11 protein-coding genes are annotated in these 18,449 nt (G+C 40.7%); 9 read left to right on the top strand and 2 right to left on the bottom strand.

Going from position 1 to position 18,449, the window contains the following annotated elements; translation table 11 throughout:
- The first annotated feature begins 135 nt into the window (after window positions 1–135).
- Together MA_RS09225 and MA_RS25375 are read left to right on the top strand one after the other, a co-directional pair.
- The gene (locus MA_RS09225; protein ID WP_011021778.1) at window positions 136–420 is read left to right on the top strand and encodes a 50S ribosomal protein L37ae; all 285 of its coding nucleotides are present in this window, start codon (window positions 136–138) and stop codon (window positions 418–420) included.
- A gap of 29 nt (window positions 421–449) precedes the next feature.
- A complete protein-coding gene (locus MA_RS25375; RefSeq protein ID WP_011021777.1) occupies window positions 450–587 on the top strand; it encodes a DNA-directed RNA polymerase subunit P in 138 nt (45 codons plus the stop codon).
- Between the two features lie 215 nt (window positions 588–802).
- On the opposite strand, the gene MA_RS09220 is transcribed toward MA_RS25375, so the two are convergent.
- A complete protein-coding gene (locus tag MA_RS09220; protein ID WP_048065212.1) occupies window positions 803–1,405 on the bottom strand; it encodes a nitroreductase in 603 nt (200 codons plus the stop codon).
- 503 nt (window positions 1,406–1,908) lie between these two features.
- Window positions 1,909–2,607 carry a flavodoxin family protein gene (locus tag MA_RS09215; RefSeq protein ID WP_011021775.1) on the bottom strand — a complete coding sequence of 233 codons (699 nt, stop codon included), beginning with the start codon at window positions 2,605–2,607 and terminating at the stop codon, window positions 1,909–1,911.
- 1,115 nt (window positions 2,608–3,722) lie between these two features.
- Between MA_RS09215 and MA_RS24490 the strand changes: the two genes are divergently transcribed.
- The 7 genes from MA_RS24490 (at window position 3,723) to MA_RS28185 (ending at window position 18,188) form a co-directional block, all read left to right on the top strand.
- A complete protein-coding gene (locus MA_RS24490; RefSeq protein ID WP_157860141.1) occupies window positions 3,723–4,199 on the top strand; it encodes a 4Fe-4S double cluster binding domain-containing protein in 477 nt (158 codons plus the stop codon).
- A gap of 46 nt (window positions 4,200–4,245) precedes the next feature.
- Window positions 4,246–4,518, top strand: a complete 273-nt coding sequence (locus MA_RS24485; protein WP_052279137.1) for a HEAT repeat domain-containing protein — start codon at window positions 4,246–4,248, stop codon at window positions 4,516–4,518.
- Between the two features lie 102 nt (window positions 4,519–4,620).
- Entirely contained in the window at window positions 4,621–5,199 is a 579-nt protein-coding gene (locus MA_RS09205) for a TetR/AcrR family transcriptional regulator (RefSeq protein ID WP_048066263.1), read from the top strand.
- Window positions 5,200–5,321: 122 nt separating this feature from the next.
- Window positions 5,322–6,122 carry a DUF1638 domain-containing protein gene (locus MA_RS09200; RefSeq protein ID WP_011021773.1) on the top strand — a complete coding sequence of 267 codons (801 nt, stop codon included), beginning with the start codon at window positions 5,322–5,324 and terminating at the stop codon, window positions 6,120–6,122.
- Between the two features lie 42 nt (window positions 6,123–6,164).
- Window positions 6,165–7,037: a DUF1638 domain-containing protein gene (locus MA_RS09195; RefSeq protein WP_157860140.1), complete on the top strand. Its 873-nt coding sequence runs from the start codon at window positions 6,165–6,167 to the stop codon at window positions 7,035–7,037.
- Between the two features lie 3,554 nt (window positions 7,038–10,591).
- Complete coding sequence (locus MA_RS09185; protein ID WP_226990811.1) at window positions 10,592–13,456, top strand: DUF3344 domain-containing protein; 2,865 nt, start codon at window positions 10,592–10,594, stop codon at window positions 13,454–13,456.
- Window positions 13,457–14,570: 1,114 nt separating this feature from the next.
- Window positions 14,571–18,188 (top strand): DUF3344 domain-containing protein, encoded by a 3,618-nt coding sequence (locus MA_RS28185; RefSeq protein ID WP_011021770.1) that lies wholly within the window; start codon window positions 14,571–14,573, stop codon window positions 18,186–18,188.
- Window positions 18,189–18,449: the final 261 nt, after the last annotated feature.

Here is an 18,449-nt window from a genome sequence, read left to right as displayed (position 1 = left end):
AAATGCCAGTATTACGGTCTAAGTGCACGTCTCAGGGTGATAGAAGAACCTTAGCTTAAGGCTGACCGGCCAGCAGAAGGGTTCCGGATTTCTATCCCTTAGGACTCAATATTTACATTTAAGGAGTTTATAACGATGGCAAAAAAATTTACGAAGAAAGGAAGAATTTCCAGATCTGCAGGCAGGTTTGGTCCCAGGTACGGGAGAAAAGACAGAAAGCTTGTCGCAGACCTGGAAGAACGCATGCGAGCTCCACATGTATGCACCAAATGTGCCCGCCCGACAGTGGAAAGGATCGGGACAGGGATCTGGAAATGCAGCAAGTGCGGACACACCTTCGCAGGCGGGACCTATATCCCCTACACGAGCGTTGGTCAGACCCTGCTGCGCACAATGAAAAACATTGCTGAAGCAAAGTAAACAAACACTTTTCAGGTACGTGAGGTTGTATGGGATATAAGTGCACTCGCTGTAAACAGAAAGTGGAAATTGACTACGAGTACACAGGTATAAGGTGTCCGTACTGCGGACACAGGATCCTGGTAAAAGAGCGTCCTACAACCATCAAACGCATCAAGGCCGAGTAAGGAGTATCTTAGTTACTCCTCTTGGCAAGCAAGAAACTCAAGAAATAAAAGGTTGTTTGGATACAAAATTATTTTCGAGTACCTGGACGGACAAAGGATAGATGCTTCCTGTCCGGACAGTACATACCTAATTCTATTTTGATTCTTTAGTTTGCAATTCATTATTTTGTTAATTTGTCAAATTGTTGATGGGAAACCGAAAGCAAATTTTGAGATTAATCAACCCATTTTAATATGACATCGGCATTACGGGCAGGTGCCTTCTGATTATCCTTCGCCGGGTATCCAAAGATCAGGGGTGCGATAAGCTTATATCCCTCCGGCACTCCCACTTCCTTCAGGAATTCCGTATCGCTACCCAGGCCTGCTGCCAGACCAATCCAGCAGCTACCGATCCCTAAAGAGCGAGCTGCAAGCATCATGTTTTCCGCCGCCAGAGCACAGTCCCTGTCGTCGATAACGTCGGGAGCCGCGAATACCAGGATGAAAACAGGTGCCCCATAGAGTATCCGGGTTGTCGGTTTTGATAAATACTGTACATATCCGATCAGGTCCGGATTGTCGGTATCCCCGTATACGGAAAGGAAAGCCTTCCTGGCAAGGTCATCATATTTATCAATGAGCTGCCTATTTTTCACGACTACAAACCGCCACGGCTGCTTATTCACGGCGCTTGGTGCATATGTTCCCGCCCGGATAATTTCCTTAATTATTTCGTCGGAAACTTCCTTATCGGAATAGTTGCGCACGGATCGACGCTGGTAAATGTTCTCCAGGATCGCGTTAGAAATTTGTTCAGTAGCTTTGATATTATCCATAAGGATCTCACCATTAACAGATAAATGAATTAATCTATTAATCTCTTTTCTGCTGCTCAATGTTATCTTTTTGAAGGTAAGGGGTTAACTATTTTCTCATGAGCAAAAAGAGAAACTGGACTTTGTTAGGCATGAGTATGAAATTGAGAAAATTGATTCTCAAGAAATCAGGGAAAAGATTTTCAATATTTAGTATGTTGACTGGAAGAGATTGGGCTTTTCTAAGGGTACATTGCATTACATGAAGAAAAATGCGAAAGAAAATAAACCGTTTACTATGAATAAACGTGTGAGGAAATGGTTTAAAGTGTGGGAGGGAGGATGTTGAAGAATGATATAAGTCAAGATTCCTGATTTTGAAACACTAACTTTTTATAACAGTTGTCTGTTTAGACACGATCTATAACTCTGCACTATTTTTTATGATATTTGCTTAATATTAAAAATAGCATCAGTTTTATAACTGATGCGAATGAACAATACTTAAAGAAGCTTATAAATTATTATCTTTTGTGATTAGCTCTCCTAGCTTCCATAACTTCTTGTGCTGTTTTCTCACGGCTATAGTCAGCAGAGCGCAGTTGCTCACCAAGCTTTTTGCCTGCCCGCTCAGCTGCAAGCATCACTTTTTCATCCTTTGTAACATCAGGAATCGTACTCGCGTTGATTGGAGAGTTTGGTCCATTTTTAGCATAGTGTCCACCTACCTTGCAGTCTTCACCATATCCGCAATAACAGCAACCAAAAGCACCTATTCCTTGAACAGTATCTATAACTTTGATTAAGTTAACTAAACAGAATGTGTTTAGAAGTTCAGCAGGCGGAGAAGGGGCAAAACCTCCAAGACTCACAGTAACTGCAAGTTTTCCCCAGAGAATATCAGCTTCACGGTGCCTGAATTGATACCATCTTTCAAGGAAAGAATGCATTATTGCGTTCAATGTGTTGAAATAATTGACACCACTCAAAACATAAGCATCAGCTTCAACAATCTTATCACGTATGGTTTTCAGGTCATCATTTAATTTGCATACATTGTCATCAGCGCATGCCATACATCCGATGCAGCCACCTATGTTTTTACCATGCAGTGAAATAAGCTCATATTCACATCCTGTGTTCTCTAGAATTTTCTGTACAACTTTAATAGAGCCTGAACGTGATTCTGCCCTCGGACTTCCCGATATGCCAAGTACTTTCATATTTAGAACTCCTTCATATTCTTTATGGTTGAGTGCCAGCCAAAGACATTGACTTACAATAGAAGAGTTGTTAGTTATTAATATATACTTAACCGGCATTCAAATGTACTAATTTGCTGATGTGTATTCCAGTAACCTTTTGCACATATTTCATTCCGGAATAAATTTACAAGAAAAAAGGTAGATAACCCTTCGTAGAAGAGACTTCACGATAGGGGAAAAAACCTACATCCCCCTGCATTTTACAAGATTAGTTTTCTCCATGAACAAAGATAGAATACAACTCACTGGCAGTTTCCATTAGCCTGAAACCTTTACCCGTACTCACGTAGTCTCCCTCTCACGTCGCTGTATGATTATTTTACTATCCAGAAGTTTCTGCGGGTGGAAAAAGAGACTACCTCTACAAGGTTCCGTAAATTTGTAAAGAGTTGTGAAGCTCATTAGCTGGGTGAAAACGGTTTTTACGTCAACGTTCCCATTGCTTCTTCGCGAGTCTTTAGATGTACTGAAGCTTCTAAATGCAGTTTTTTGACTCCAATCGTCCAGCTCATGGCGCTTTTGCTCGCCTTTTTCTAAGGCATCCTCAGGACACGGAGGCTTTATGGGAAGAGGTCAAGGACCTTATCACTCCAGAAGTTGGTTTTTTATTATCGATGATACTACTCTCGATAAACCTTATTCCAAACAGATCTACCAGAAGGAATGACAGTTCATCTGAAAGAATACATCTTTGTTAAGGTATTTCGGGTAGTTTCCAAAGCCGGAGATTTTAACCGTTATCTACTTATAGGAAAATATCTACCTACATGTAGATAGATACTTGCATGCAGGTAGATTTGTTGTCCGGGAAATAACAAGAATGTTTAAAATTTTGTATAAATTCGGAGGGACAAAAAATTGAGCAGTATCTGTCATCTTGTACCAAAGAAAAAGCCCTGGAAATAGGTTACGATTTATGTGGAATAACACCTGTGAATTTGGTTGAGGAATACTCATCACATCTTGATGAAAGGATTAGAAATTTCTCTGAGTCTCGCTCATTATATGAAAACCTGTATCCTCTAGCCTTTCCTCAAAAAAATGTAAAGTGGGCAAAATCAATTATTGTTTGTGTGAGAAGATATGGGAAATATAAAATTCCAGAGGAACTCGATAGTTACATAGGAAAGACATACCTGGTTGATGGAAGACCGAAACACTCAAAGGAGTATTTCTGGAGACTCGAATTTGATGCTTATTTAGGCGAGCTGGGGATTAAATATGCTTCTGGAATAGTTACCGCCCGTCTGGCAGCAGTGAATGCCGGCTTAGGACGTACAGGCAAGAACAACTTTTTCTACACGAAAGAACATGGTTCCTGGGTCTTCATTGAAACGTGGGTAATTGACAGTGAAATGGAATATGATATGCCTATGCGTTCATTAAATTATCCGGATGGCTGTAACAAATGCATAGATTCGTGCCCGACCGGAGCTATGAACATGCCTTTATCAATGAACAGGGGAAAGTGCATCGCTCAACTCACAAACGGGTTAAATTCGCAGACAGAGGGCTTGCGAGCCGAGATGGGGACCTGGATATGGGTGTGACATCTGTCAGAATGTATGTCCAAGGAATAAAAACAAATGGGAAGAAATGGAAAACTTTATTGATTTATCAGATATAGCGCCATATCTGTCGCTTGAAAGTATATGGAACATGGATGAAGAAATCTTCCTTAATGTAATTCAGCCCAGGTTCTGGTATATAGGACAGGATGGCCTGCGGATATGGAAATGCAATGCTTTGAGAGCTATGGCCAACAGCGGAGACCGGAAGTATTATGAATATATCAAAGAAGCCGTGGAAAATCCTGATCGGAATATTCGCAATACTGCGCTGTGGGCCTGTCAGCAACTTGGTATATAATGCATACGAAATGCAAAATGTTTTTCATCCGAACCGGGCCAGAAACTAAGCTTAATATGAATGAGTGTTATTCAAGTACTCATAAGAAACATGTGTATTTATATGACAGACATAAGCCAGACCAATCAACAAATACGCCACTACGCAAGGCACTTTTTGCAATGCCAGGGTTATAATGGATTTAGTTATAAGGATATTTCCCGGAAACTGGGGATAAAAAACTCTTCAATACATCATTACTACCCTAAAAAAGAAGATTTGGTTGCTGCCTTGCTTGAAGAGAGCAGAAAGAACTTAGTCGAGCATATTGCCCGAATTGTGGAGTCTGGAGGGTCTGCTCGTGAGCAGCTTCAATACTATTTCGATTATGCATTGAAGGAGTTTGATGAAGGTAAAAGTATCTGCCCTCCTGGCTCAGTGATCCTTGATTTTGAAGAACTTCCGGAGGAAGTTAAAAAGCAAAATCTGCTGCTACTGCATTGTATATTAGATTGGATTTCCAAAGTTCTCAGAACCGGCCTGGAAAAAGGGGAATTCAATTTTTCAGACCCTGTCGAAGCACGCGCGGAATTGGTAGTCGAAACATTGATGGGTGCCAGACTGTTATCTAGCATCCAGGGTAGAAAAACACTTGTCAGATCTATTTCCTTAATCAAATCTGATCTTGGGTGGAAGGATTGATTTTTTTCCCATCCCGAATCTACCTATATATAGGTAGATGGATTCTAATTATCAAATCAATTTTTTGCTCTAAAGAATTGAAACTAGTAGGATACATAAAATAAATTTGGAGGAGATTTGTAATGCCCGTTATGAGTATTTTAGGTTGTAAAATGCTTCAAGATGAAATAATTTGGCTGATTGCAAACGATTCCCAAATAAAGAGAATTTTAATTGTAGCAAATGGGAATATCGCTGAATTTTCCGAAAAAATAGATGAACAGCATATATGTTATGATATTATTCCGTTCGAAAAGCTACCAAAGGTGCTTAATAATATCGACAGGAATGAACTCACTGTTGTAGTCAACCTTATGAAACTCGGGCTTCATTCAGTACCAAAAATATTGAAATCCGAAGTCTATCAAAATATCAGGGAAATGATACCGTTCTCCAATGGGATACTCATTTTTTACGGCCTTTGCGGTAATGTTCTGGGTAATGTGGAGGAGGATTTTTGTCTGGAAAAAGATGGCTGTACGGTGCGGATACTAAAGGATGATGAAAGAGTTGTAGATGACTGCATCGGAGCAACGGTAGGCGGGGGTGCAAACTACCTTAAATTGCTTAAAACCCACAGCAAAGAGCCTGCTTTCTTCTTTACACCCATGTATGCCAGCTCATGGAAAGAACTTTTAAACATCAATAAACTTCATTCTGATCCTGAAAAGGCGTTGAAAATGGCAAAAATGATCAATGACCTGGCAGGCTATTCAAGAGTTGCAAAAGTCAATACAGGGCTTACATATGTGAAGAACATCGATGCAAAGATCGAAGAATATGCTCAATTATTCGGATACAGTACTTTTGAGATCAGCGGTAATCAGGAAATATTCGAGAAATGTTATCTTTCGATAAAGGATGAAATCTGTGATAGCTGTTAAGAAAAGATAATTATGCCGGTCTTAAGTATAGTTGCCTGTGAAATGCTTGAAGATGAATTAGTATATGTTCTCTCTAAAGATCCTGAAATCAAAAGGCTATTTGTAGTAGAGAACAGAAACAGTTTCCGATTTGTAAAAAAACTCAAGTCTGAAAATCTTAAGCCTTTTATGTTTCCGTCTGACAGGCTGTATCCTGTTGTATCGGAAATCAATAGAGAGTCGCTCAGAGAGTCACTCAGAGAGCCTCCCGGTAATTTTTCGAGGAAGTTTTCGATTATTCCTTTCTGTAAGAAAATATACGATTTTATACTTCGTAAAGAGAAGAAACAGGGATTAACTGTTGTTGTGAATCTTCTTAGAAAAGAGTTACATTCGAATGTTGATACTTTGCAATCTGAAGTGTATCTGAATGCCAGAGAAATGTCAAAAATCTCGAATGGTATTCTCTTATTTTATGGAAAATGTGGCTTTAGTTCTGAAAAAATGAAGGCAGAATTGCAACAACTTGGTTGTCCTGTTTATTTTCTGAGGGACGATGGAAGAAATATTGTCGATGACTGTATAAGTGTAGCACTTGGAGGAAACGAGATTTACACAAAAATGATGTTATCAGGAAATGGCAAAGGAGCCATATATGCAACACCAATGGTACTTTCCGACCTGAATGAAACTAATTACAAATCTTCTGAATCATACAAAAAGATCAGAAAATATCTAATTTCTCCGATGTATAGTCTTCTTTTTAAGATTAATAATCAAAACTATAAAGATGTTAATTTTCATAGAAATGCTTCCGAATTTGCAAAAATATTTAACATGAAGATTATCAATGTTAATGGAACAATGAATATAGCAATTAACTCTTACATGGAAGCTAAAACTGCTATCTGTAAAAGCATAGAAAAATCCTTTTAAAACTAAAAATCTTTTTGATAGTGTACGTCAATCACATAATTTTAAACAAAAAATAGACTTTTCTATTATGCAGACCTTATATAACTCGAATCATTTTTCGAGATGGGGGCTTTTGAGAATTAATGGTTGAGCACAGTTCTTACACATAAGTTGCTTTTTTCGTATTACCTATATCCCAAAACAAAAGTGCAAGGTGCCTTTAGATCTTACCCATTCTTTTGATACATTTAGCTATTTTTCCAATCCTTAGCTTTTAACAATCTACTCACTCAAGTAATGGTAGATAATCTTCCTCAAGAAGCTTTTTTCTTCCGACTTCAGATTTTTATGATCAGGTTTAGATTTGCTTTTCTTTTTCCCGCTTGAAGTATAAGCTTTTAAGGTATGAGAGCAAGTAAGATACTCATAAAACTGAATTAAATAATACGTATAGTTTGATGCCATCAATTACAGGATATCTGGAAAAAAACGAAGAAATTTAATAATAGTGATGTAAAATCTGTCTATAAGAACTTGCCACTGTGGAACGCCCAATTGAAGATTCCCACGGTGATTTAAAAAAATCATTATTTAAAGTAATATAAGGAGGCGAAATAACGGACAAGACGCCATCAACGTGTGGAGAATGCGAAATATATAACAGATCCTACGGATTTTGCCAGAAAATAATGGAATATGTCTCTCCGTATGAAACTGATTTTAGATGCCTGAAAAAAAGTAACAGAGCTGTAAATGAATCCCCTATTTGTCCGGGAGCTGTTCATGAGTCGGAACCCCTCAAGAACATCCAAGTAAGTACTGCATGAAAGGCTTTTCTGGAAAATCGGGTCGAATCAGGAACTTGCATCTTATCCGGCAGTCACGCTAAATAAGTTCCACTGACGGTTTTATGCTTACTTCCGGTACAAGCAAAAAACAAAAATGATTTTTCGGGTGGAACTGGCTGGAAGTAATCAAGAAATACCAGAATAAGACCAGCTTCACCAAAAAAGAAGGTAGAGGATATTTAAAGAAGGTAGAGGGTATTCATGCGTCTCGGTTAAGTGAGGAATCATGATAAATTGCCTCCATTTTCGTAACAGTTCTCAAAAACTGTATCCTATCGGGAGTTGGAACTGGGTATCGATTTCATGTAAAAAGGACAAAATTTAAGGCGACTTTTGGTGCAAAATCGATATCCTTCAGGCAAGAAAATTCCTTAACCGATGACCAATGAGAGGGTATTAAGTTCTGAAACTGATCTATCAGATAGTGCAATATACTTACATCTGATAGTGCAATATACTTACTAAAAAGACTAAAAAAACTAAGACTCTCTTTGTATACACATGTCATTTTATTACTGAGAGTTTTTTCTAAAAAAAGTCCAATTTACACAATTTATATGTCCACGAAATTTATATATTTTGACATTGTTTGACCGTACCAAGTGTGCAGAGCTTGAAAAAAGTGAAAAATGAGATTCAGAATGGATTCTTCCTCCATTCGTGCCTCCAATCCCTTAAATTTGAAGGAAAATCTACTTTCCTCTCAATTAGAATCTTATTCCAGGCTGTCTCAAAACTAAAGTTAATTCTACAATTGTGTCAAATTTTTCTACTACAAGGTTAATTCATGTATAAATTTCTCTAATTTAGGTGGTCTTGTTTTTAAATTCAACGTTGCTCATTATCCAATTGTAGAAATGGTTTGAGTTTTGAGACAGCCTGTTATTCGATACTTTTTAATATACAATAGAAAGTCTTGGAAATAACTCCAAACTTCTACACAAGTTATATATTTAGAGATTATAATAGTTTGCAATAAATTTTCATAGCTATAAAAACGGAAGGAATGTTAGAGAGTTAGATAAATCCCCTATGCTGCACCGTCACACTAAAAAGCTGAAAGGGAAAAAACTTTACTCTCAATTCAGGCTCTCTTCACAGCCTATTTTGAACAGATTTGAACCTGAAAATAGATATTTTCTATCCCAAACAGACCCAGAAAAATTACGAATGCAAAAAAATTTAAAGTTAAAAAAAATGAAAGTTGGCTAGTATTGAGTATTTTAATTTCACTAAAGTGAGCATGTATTTTACTTAAGCATGTATTTTACTTAAGCATGTATTTTACTTAAGCATGTATTTTACTTAAGCGTGTATTTTACTTAAGCATGTATTTTACTTAAGCATGTATTTTACTTAAGCATGTATTTTACTTAAGCATGTATTTTACTTAAGCATGTATTTTACTTATCTTCTTCACCTTAACAGGGTCTACTTCACTCATTTGACCTGGTTGATTAATGATCCATTAAGAAATTCCTGACGGGTTAGAAGTGAGCTGGTAACCCTCACGTCATAACAGGAAATTTGTTTTTCCGTGTTTTAACGTTAAAAATATTCGTTGAAGGCACGCAAAACATTTCCCACTATGCCTTTTTCTGCAATTGATTGTTTGATCTTATAGACTTATAATCATATTTTTACTCCGCTAATCTTAAACGACCTTTCAAACCCACCATTCCAATAAAATATCTACGACCATGACCACGCAATTTAATCAACGCCTATTTTTTGATTTATCTATTTACAGACCAACTAAAGAAAAATATACCTATAATTGTACCCTTAATTCTCGCATACGGTTATGAATCACAACTCTGCCGTGGATAGGAAGAAACCAGAGAATAATAAAAAGTTTCTAAGAAGACATCTCCAGGATATTTTTGTTTATTTTTTCTCAGCAATCTCAAACATTTCCAGACAGAATGTAACTTCTCAATATGAACTATGATTTATTGTTTGTTATCTAAAAGAATATTATTAATATCTATAGTAGTATAGTTTTGTAATTGAAGAATTTTATTATTAGTTACAAAAGTATTATTTATTCACAAATAACCACATCATATTTGATATATCATTTGCTGGTTTCATTTTTACTGAAGTGACAGGTCCGGGATAAAATATTCATGGTTAAAATCGTTATGTTAAGCATAATTTAATAAAATTTTGAATGAATACACTTCTGAAATACACAGCATTTAACGTGCCAACATCTGAAATCTGGTACGCTCATAAATTGTTTAGAAAAATTGATATATCTGAAAAGTTATGAATAATGTAAATATTTGTATTAATTATTAAGTAAATATCGAGAAAGAAATCTTTGAAGGAAATGAACTTAAGATAGATATGTAAAAACATCTCCTATTAGAAGCAGGATCGTTGGTAGTGTGCCTAATTTTCTGTAAATTTGACATCAAATGTTTGCGTACTATGGAAAAAAGTGGGCGTCTGAGACGGAATTATCCAGCAAGCAACTTCCTGATATTTTAATTTTACAGGACATTCACTACACTACCGGGAATTGATCCCCCAACTGCCATAAAATAGGTGCATGAGATATTTTTTACAAAGAATAGTGACAATTTATTTATTCTGATTTTCTGGCAACATTTTTGATTCCTGCTGTCTCTCTGTCAGGAACTTATTTACACAGAATTCAGGAATTTTGTCTAGAACCAAGTACAGGAGGAAAAATTTACGTCCAGAAAACTAATCTTGATATTGTTAACACTGATTCTGAGCAGTGGAGTCTGCTTTGCTGATAATTACGTAGGCGGAATCCCCCTCACACCTGCTCAGAGTGGAACAGTAGATGGTGGCGTCTATGTTGACAGCTACTACGGAACGGCAAATCAGGGAATAAACGACGCAAAAACAATAGGTCATACATTTACCCTTCCGGATAACGCCGAAATCGAATGGGCAATGCTGCTCACTACAGTATATTGTGGTCACATGCAAAACAATTACGTAGGAACTGCAAACGTTAGCTTCAACGGTGTGACCCTCGGAAACGAAACCTTGAATGTTCCTTTTAACTTCATTGCAAACGGGGGCAATGACGGCGAAGCATACGTCCAGGTAAATGACCATGTAAACAGGGTGACAAGTGATTATATGATGTATTATGACGTCACGAGCCTTGTAAAAGCCGGGGAAAACACGGCTGTAGTAAGCACGGCACCTCTCGATGGCTCCTTTGACGGGCGGATAAAACTGATAACCCTTGTTGTGGCTTACAATGACGGCAGTGGAGACAAGATCCTGTATCAGATCAACCGTGGACATGACGCAGATACTTATTATGTTGAAGATTATCAGGGTGAAACTTACGTGGGAAGCACAGATTTTGAGGCGGATTTGCCGGAAGGTTCTTCCCTGGTTGATGCAGAGCTCACAGTTGTGCACATGGCAAGCACGGATGGAACATACACTTTTAATGGTAATAATCTCATCTCAGGCACGCCTCAGGGAACTTACTGTGGGTCCAATACATGGGATGTTAAAGACGAATTAGAATCCACCGGCAAAAACACCTTAACCTATGACCGGAATGCTGGATTCTATAAATGTGCCCTAGGCATTCTGACAGCCGAATACACAACATCATCTTCTGATGATACCGGTGACGATACATCTGATGACACTGGCGACGATACATCTGATGATACCGGTGACGATACATCTGATGATACCGGTGACGATACATCTGATGACACTGGCGACGATACCTCTGGTAACACCAGCGAAGAAACGTCATCAGCTGATCTGGGCATACAGGATGTAAAAGTCTCGCACAATGGGTTGGCCAAAGCCTGGAACAAGCTGAACAACACTGTAAGCGTTACTGTAATAAACAACGGGCCAGAGAATGCAGACAGTTTTGCTCTCGAACTTTATTCTGATGGTACCCCTGTCGAAAGCAGGCAGGTCACCGGACTTGCAAATGGGGCTACTGAAACGGTTGATTTTTCCTGGAAGCCGGAAGATATAAAGGATTATACTCTCAAGGCAGTTGTTGTCCCGGGTTCTATCATAAGCGATACGGACACGACAAATAATGAACTGAGTAAGACCCAGGAGGTGCTGCATAACGGTTACGCTGGGGATAATCCTCTTGAAACCTATGCCCACGGTACGGTAAAAGGAAACATTATTTATGATTATGGGAACAGCAGCTACAGTAATAAGGTGTTTTCCGGAGATACGTACAGCGTAAGCCACTCCCTGGAGCTTCCTGAAGGAGCAACTGTGAAGTTTGCCCGGCTCTATAACTTCTGGACATGGAGTGCGACAGCCACTGTCGGAGTTATTCCTTCCATGAGCCTGCAGTTTGAAGGCAACTCTCTGACCCCTGAAGCAGAATACGACGATCAGAAAGGCTGGGGCTCAGTATATGACTATCCAACAGGGACCTGGGCTTATGATATAACAGGGCTTGTGACTGGAAGCGGAACTTATACTACAGTGGTCACAAATACTCACAGTGATACCGGAAACTTTGTCTGTTTTGACGGGATTGCCCTGCTTGTGGTATATGAAGACTCCTCTGGAGAGGAAATCGAATACTGGATCAATGAAGGCTGCGATATGGTAAGTACGATGAGTACTTCGGGCGGTCTGACTCCAGAGGAAGCTACCGTAGAAATTCCGTTCGAAGGATCCATAGATCTCAGCAATGTAGATGAGGCCCGCCTCTGGACTACAGTCCAGTCAGGAGGGCATGATGGTATATCTCTGGAATTCAATGAAATGAATACTTCAGGGATTTATGACTCGACACCTTATTCTGATCTGGACATCGATGAAGCAAGGGCTGTCGGAACCTATCTTCTGACCGAAAACAACAGGGCAAGGATAATACCTCCCTTAGTTACGGATAATAGTGGCGACTATCTGGTCCCTTCAAATTCAATCCTTATTGTCAGTTATAAAGATGGAACGTCTGCCACTCCTGCCCTTTCTCTCTCTGCAAGCACCCTGAATGTGACTGTGGGGGAGGAGACTGAGGTTGTATATAGCGTAACAAGTGACGATTCCCCTGTTGAAGGGGCACTTGTTTCTCTGAGCGGTTGTGCAACAGGTTCGGGGGAGACAGATGCAAACGGAACGGTAGCACTTGCGGTAAATGCAAGCTGTGAAGGAGCTATTACTGCAGAGGCTAGCAAAGACGGCTATACAGGTGCAGAGCTTACCCAGCAGGCGAAAGAAGCCTCCTCTTCGGGGTCCGATCCTGATGCAGAAGCATCCCTCAATGTGACGCTCATTCCCGCAGTTTCCCTGACTCTCTCTCCGAATTCGCTCGATTTCGGAACAGTCTCCCTGGGGACACCGAGTGAGACCCTGAACTTTACTCTCCAGAATAACGGAGACACCAGTATAAAAGTAACCGCTGAAGTGGTTGACCAGGAGGACGGTCCTTTTGAAACAGGGCTTCTGCTTGATCAGAGCATCTGGTCCAGTTACAGTAAGATCATAGCTGCAGAAAGTTCGGAAACCTCCGAAGCTCAGCTTGACCTTCCGGCAAACTATCCGTCTACAGGGGAATTTCAGGGACGCCTTCTTTTCTGGGCAGAAGCAGCCTGATAGGGCTGTTTTTCTGTATATTCCTATTTGAAATCCTGTGAAATTCAGAAAAAAAGTTAAAATCCTGACCAGAAAAAGATTTATTCTTTTTTTGAGTCTGCCATTTTCCTTGCGGATTTTCTTTGTTAACCCTCAGGAAAAGCTTGGAAACAGATACTGATAACTCCTATGATGGCTTTAAGTTTGTCAAGATAAATCGGGATCAGTTTCCTCATTAAGATAGGGGATTCATTATTTCCTTGATATTCCGCAACCGACTTCCGGGCCAAAAATTGATTGAACTTTAAAAGGTCAAAAACACCTGCAGTTACTGTGGAAACTCAAAAAATTCTCGGCACTGACTTTGTTTTATCCGAAGCATTATAGGACCAATTTTGAAAAATGAAATGAATATGACAGGTAATTTTCCTGACAGGTAATTTTCCTGCTCATATCCTGGGAAAACAGGGCTTCTTAAGAAAATAAGAGATATAAAAATTGTGAGGAATTCTCATTCTTAAGAAAATGCTTGCTTCTTTCCGGCCTTATTAGGAGTTGTAATCCTTAGAATTTAAAAGATCCTCAATTGAATCCCATATTATTTATTATTAATTTTTTAATAGTAATCCCTTTTAATTGAATTTCACTGATTATTTTATTATTAAATATTGTTATTTTAGTGATGAATATTAATAATAATTAAGCAAATAATTTGATACATCGGTTAATAAATAATCATATATACTGCAAAATATGTGGGAATCATATTTTTTACAAATTTTTCGCAGCAATCAGGTTGAAAATGGACTCTTGCATTTAAAAAATGGGGGTATTTTCCCGGCAGGACTAATTATCCAAAAAAGATATACTTCAACTGATCTATTCATTAATATTGAAGCTTTGAACACTGCAAAACTACTACTTAATCCCAATAAAAAAGAATTTTATATCTCGTCAAAAAGCATTTAGAAAGATTAATATATAACAAAATATGTTAATAAAATGATTATTAGTATTAATAATCAGACATAAATTGGGAAGAAGTTAGGGAGAAAATAATTCCGGATCTGATCTGTAAAATAGAATCCCATCAGAAAAGGGAATAATCCAGCGTTACCTGGCTTAAAAATTAACTATGAGCATTTTTCCAACTCATAATAGAAACAATTTGATTTTTTTGAACCTTTTTGGATTTTTGTTACCTCCTCTGGTGGGAGCTGATTGTGCACATAGTTCTGGAATTCATTTTCCAACTCGTACAGGAGGAAAAGTTACGAACAGAAAACTAATTTTCGTATTGTTAACGCTGATTCTGTGCAGCGGAGTAGGCCTTACTTTATTTACAGGCGCCGCAGCTGCAGATGAATGGGTTGGAGGCTTGCCGCTGACAACCGTACAGACAGAGACAGTCACCGGTGACCTCTGGTTCGATGCAACCCCAGCGCCTAACTGGGGAGAACAGGTCGTGACCAAGACCTTTACGCTGCCTGAGGCCGCAGTAGCCGAACCCGGACGGATTGCCTGGGCCAGGCTTTATATCTCTGCTTACTGCGGGCACATGCAAAGCGATTATGCTTTTTCCATTACCAACAGCTGGGATGGGGACAATGACGGCGTTTACGAGCAGGTTTGGCCCGAAACTGAGCATGGAGCATTCCAGTATTTTGTTGACGCTGATTGGAATCCGGTTGGAAATGACAACAGCGAATTTGACGGGCACGGGGAACATGAACCCTATCTTATGCTCAATGACCATGAGAACAGGGTGACGAGCGACTACTTTATGTGGTATGATGTAAAGGACCTGATCTCCGATCAGACTATCAATGTCAATGTCGACACCACCGGCTCGTACGACGGGCGGATCAAAGTCATTACTCTCGTAGTCGCATACAACGACCCCTCCTCCACCACACAGACCACTTACTGGGTGAACGAGGGGCATGACGTCTGTTCTTATTTCACCGAGGACAATTTTGGAGAAGCTGCTGTTGGGAACACAAGCTTTGGCACAACTGGCCTTTCTGAGGTCACTTCAGCTACCCTGACAGTTGACTATATGGCAAGTAATAATGGGTGCTACGGATTCCCGACCGCGGATAATAACTTTGAGTACACTGGTGAGACCCCCCCGGTTGAGGGAACGTTCACCAACCTTCAGCTCGACCGGGACCCTGATACACAGGGCGCTTATTCAGGTATAGATTCCTGGAACGTGACTTCCTCAGTTACAGGTAGCAGTGATGTCACACTCGGCTATGCCCGTTACTTCTTGGGTGAAGGGACCGCAGCATTTTACAAGATCCCCCTCGCGTTCCTCGTGGTAAAAAGCCCGATTGAAACGAGTTCCCAGCCGCCTGTGGCAGACTTTACGGCAGATGTAACAAGCGGGGATGCCCCCCTTGAAGTACAGTTTACCGATGCATCAACAGGGACGGTTTCATCCTATGCATGGGACTTTGATAATGACGGGACTGTCGACAGCACCCAGCAGAATCCAATGTATACCTACTCCACTGAAGGAACCTATTCTGTCAACCTCACAGTTACGAATGAAGATGGAAGCGATTCCGAGCTGAAGACAGACTACATAACCGTAACTCAAGCGGGTCAAGTGGCAACGAACGATCTTAGCATCTCAGGAATCGTCAACACCGTTCCGGCTTCTGCGGTCTTTGCCAGGGAAACAAATCCTGTGAAAGTTCTCAATGTCCAAAACACAGGAACTGCTACCCTTACCAACATTTCGATAGCTGTGTATGCAAGCGACGTTTCCAGTGGAACAGTTCCCGTAAACACGACAACGATTGCGTCCCTTGCTGGCGATGCAAAGACCACCGTAACCCTGATCGACCCCACCATCCGTGACCTTGAAGGCGGCACCGTGACCTATACTGCCGTTATTGACCCTGACAACCTTATAGCTGAAACGGACGAGACCAACAACAACAAGAGCAGTTCGGCTAAACCTCTCAGGTACAACGGGTATAAGGGCAAAGGCATCTACTGGGAAGGCGGAAGCAATATCACTACCATGCATACCTTTGATCTCCAGGGAAACCTTTTGTATTCCACACAGCCTGATTCTGCTTACCAAGCTGTCGGATGGGAGAGCAGGACCGAAACCTGGACTGCAAGTGACCTTCCGGTCCCGGACGGTTCCACCATAGAAAAGGCCTTCCTCTATGTTGCCTACAACTGGGATCAGACTCCCGGCGGATATCCGTGGTTGAATATTAACTTCAACGGAAACACCCTTGATAACGGCAACATCTCAACAGGAAACGGAACCCTCTACAGGGACTGGAGCAATTTTGGTTCATATGCTGACTATGAATACGGGCTCTGTGTCTACGATGTAACCGACAAGTTTAGTTCTGCAGGAAACAGCCTTGTCATGACGCCTGTTGGTGAAAACAAAAACGCACTGTATCCGAGCACTCTTGTTGTGATCTACGGAAACGAAAATGAAACCAGGAAACAGATCTTCATCAATGAAGAATGCGACGAGCTTGGTTTATCTGCGTCCAGTTACGGGACCACCCCTGAAGAGGCTACTGCATATGCTCCTTTCACCGGCATGTCCATTGACGTGGAAAAGGTCACAAACGCTATGCTCTACAGCTTCGCAGGAAGTGCGGGGCCCGATGAAGGAAACCTGCTTTTCAACGGAAACATAGTGGCAACCAATGCATGGCAGGGAAGTTCAAATTCAGGGAGTCCCTTAGTCTTTGAAGCTACAAACTACATCAATGCAACAGGAAACGAGGCAGGTATACAGAGTACGACAAGCGGAGGTATGGATGCACTCCAGCAGATCCTTGTTATCGAATATGAGGAATCGGCACCTTCTGCGCCAGTGGCCAACTTTACGGCAACCCCAACATCTGGAGATGCCCCGCTGGCAGTAAACTTTACCGATACATCAACCGGGTCTCCGACTTCATGGTTATGGGACTTTGATAATGACGGCACTATCGACAGCGAGGAAAAGAACCCATCGTATACCTACGAAACTGCAGGTAATTACTCTGTCAACCTCACTGTAAGCGGATCTGAAGGCAGTGATTCCGAGGTAAAAACCGAGTATATTGTTGTTAAGAACGGAACTTCTGCCACTCCTGCGCTTTCTCTCTCCGCGAGCCCCCTTAATGTGACCGTGGGAGAGGAAACCGATGTTACGTACACCGTAACAGGTGACGATTCCCCTGTTGAAGGGGCACTTGTTAACCTGAGCGGTTGTGCTACGGGTTCGGGAACTACCGATGAGAACGGAACTGTTGTAATTGCCGTAAATGCAAGCTGTGAAGGAACCATTATCGTAACAGCTAGCAAAGAAGGCTATACAGGTGCAGAGCTTACCCAGCAGGCGATAGAAGCTTCCTCTTCGGAGCCCAGCTCCTCTTCAACTGTATCGCTCGAAGTGGATATCATTCCTGCAATTTCCCTGACTGTCTCTCCGAATTCTCTCGATTTCGGAAAAGTCACCCCCGGAACACCAAGTGAGTCCTTGCCCCTGACCCTTCAGAACAAAGGAGGTGCCAGTATAAAAGTGACCGCTGAAGTGGATGACCAGGAAAACGGTCCGTTTATAACGGGACTTCTGCTTGATCAGAGCATCTGGTCCAGTTACAGTAAGGTCATAGCTGCAGAAAGTTCGGAAACCTCCGAAGCTCAGCTTGACCTCCCGGTAAACTACTCGTCGACAGGGCAATTCCAGGGAAGCCTTATTTTCTGGGCAGAAGCAGCCTGATAAGGCTGTTTCTTTCTTTTTTTATATAATTTCTATAAGGCATGTTTGAGGGTATTTATTTCTTTCAATTTTTTTCTCTAGTCCTGTTCAACAATTGACAGGCCCGGAAAGTTCAAGGGGACCAACAGTTATCCTTGAGATATCATTACATGTCGAGTGTTATAACATGCTGAATGTCAAAAAAGTTAAGTAATGAGTAGAATACCAGATTTTTTCTGGTTTTTCCTCGCACCTATGGCTCCCCACCTGCCCATATATCAC

The organism is Methanosarcina acetivorans C2A, from assembly GCF_000007345.1.
GTDB lineage: Archaea > Halobacteriota > Methanosarcinia > Methanosarcinales > Methanosarcinaceae > Methanosarcina > Methanosarcina acetivorans.
Note: the sequence above shows the minus strand (reverse complement) of the source record. Positions and strands in the feature narration are given on the sequence as shown.

Coding starts and splice junctions, on each gene's coding strand:
- MA_RS09195 (WP_157860140.1), top strand. CDS start 6,165: ATGCTTGAAGATGAATTAGTATATGTTCTCTCTAAAGATCCTGAAATC.
- MA_RS28185 (WP_011021770.1), top strand. CDS start 14,571: ATGAGCATTTTTCCAACTCATAATAGAAACAATTTGATTTTTTTGAAC.
- MA_RS09220 (WP_048065212.1), bottom strand. CDS start 1,405: ATGGATAATATCAAAGCTACTGAACAAATTTCTAACGCGATCCTGGAG.
- MA_RS09215 (WP_011021775.1), bottom strand. CDS start 2,607: ATGAAAGTACTTGGCATATCGGGAAGTCCGAGGGCAGAATCACGTTCA.
- MA_RS09205 (WP_048066263.1), top strand. CDS start 4,621: ATGACAGACATAAGCCAGACCAATCAACAAATACGCCACTACGCAAGG.
- MA_RS09225 (WP_011021778.1), top strand. CDS start 136: ATGGCAAAAAAATTTACGAAGAAAGGAAGAATTTCCAGATCTGCAGGC.
- MA_RS09200 (WP_011021773.1), top strand. CDS start 5,322: ATGCCCGTTATGAGTATTTTAGGTTGTAAAATGCTTCAAGATGAAATA.
- MA_RS25375 (WP_011021777.1), top strand. CDS start 450: ATGGGATATAAGTGCACTCGCTGTAAACAGAAAGTGGAAATTGACTAC.
- MA_RS24485 (WP_052279137.1), top strand. CDS start 4,246: ATGGAAAACTTTATTGATTTATCAGATATAGCGCCATATCTGTCGCTT.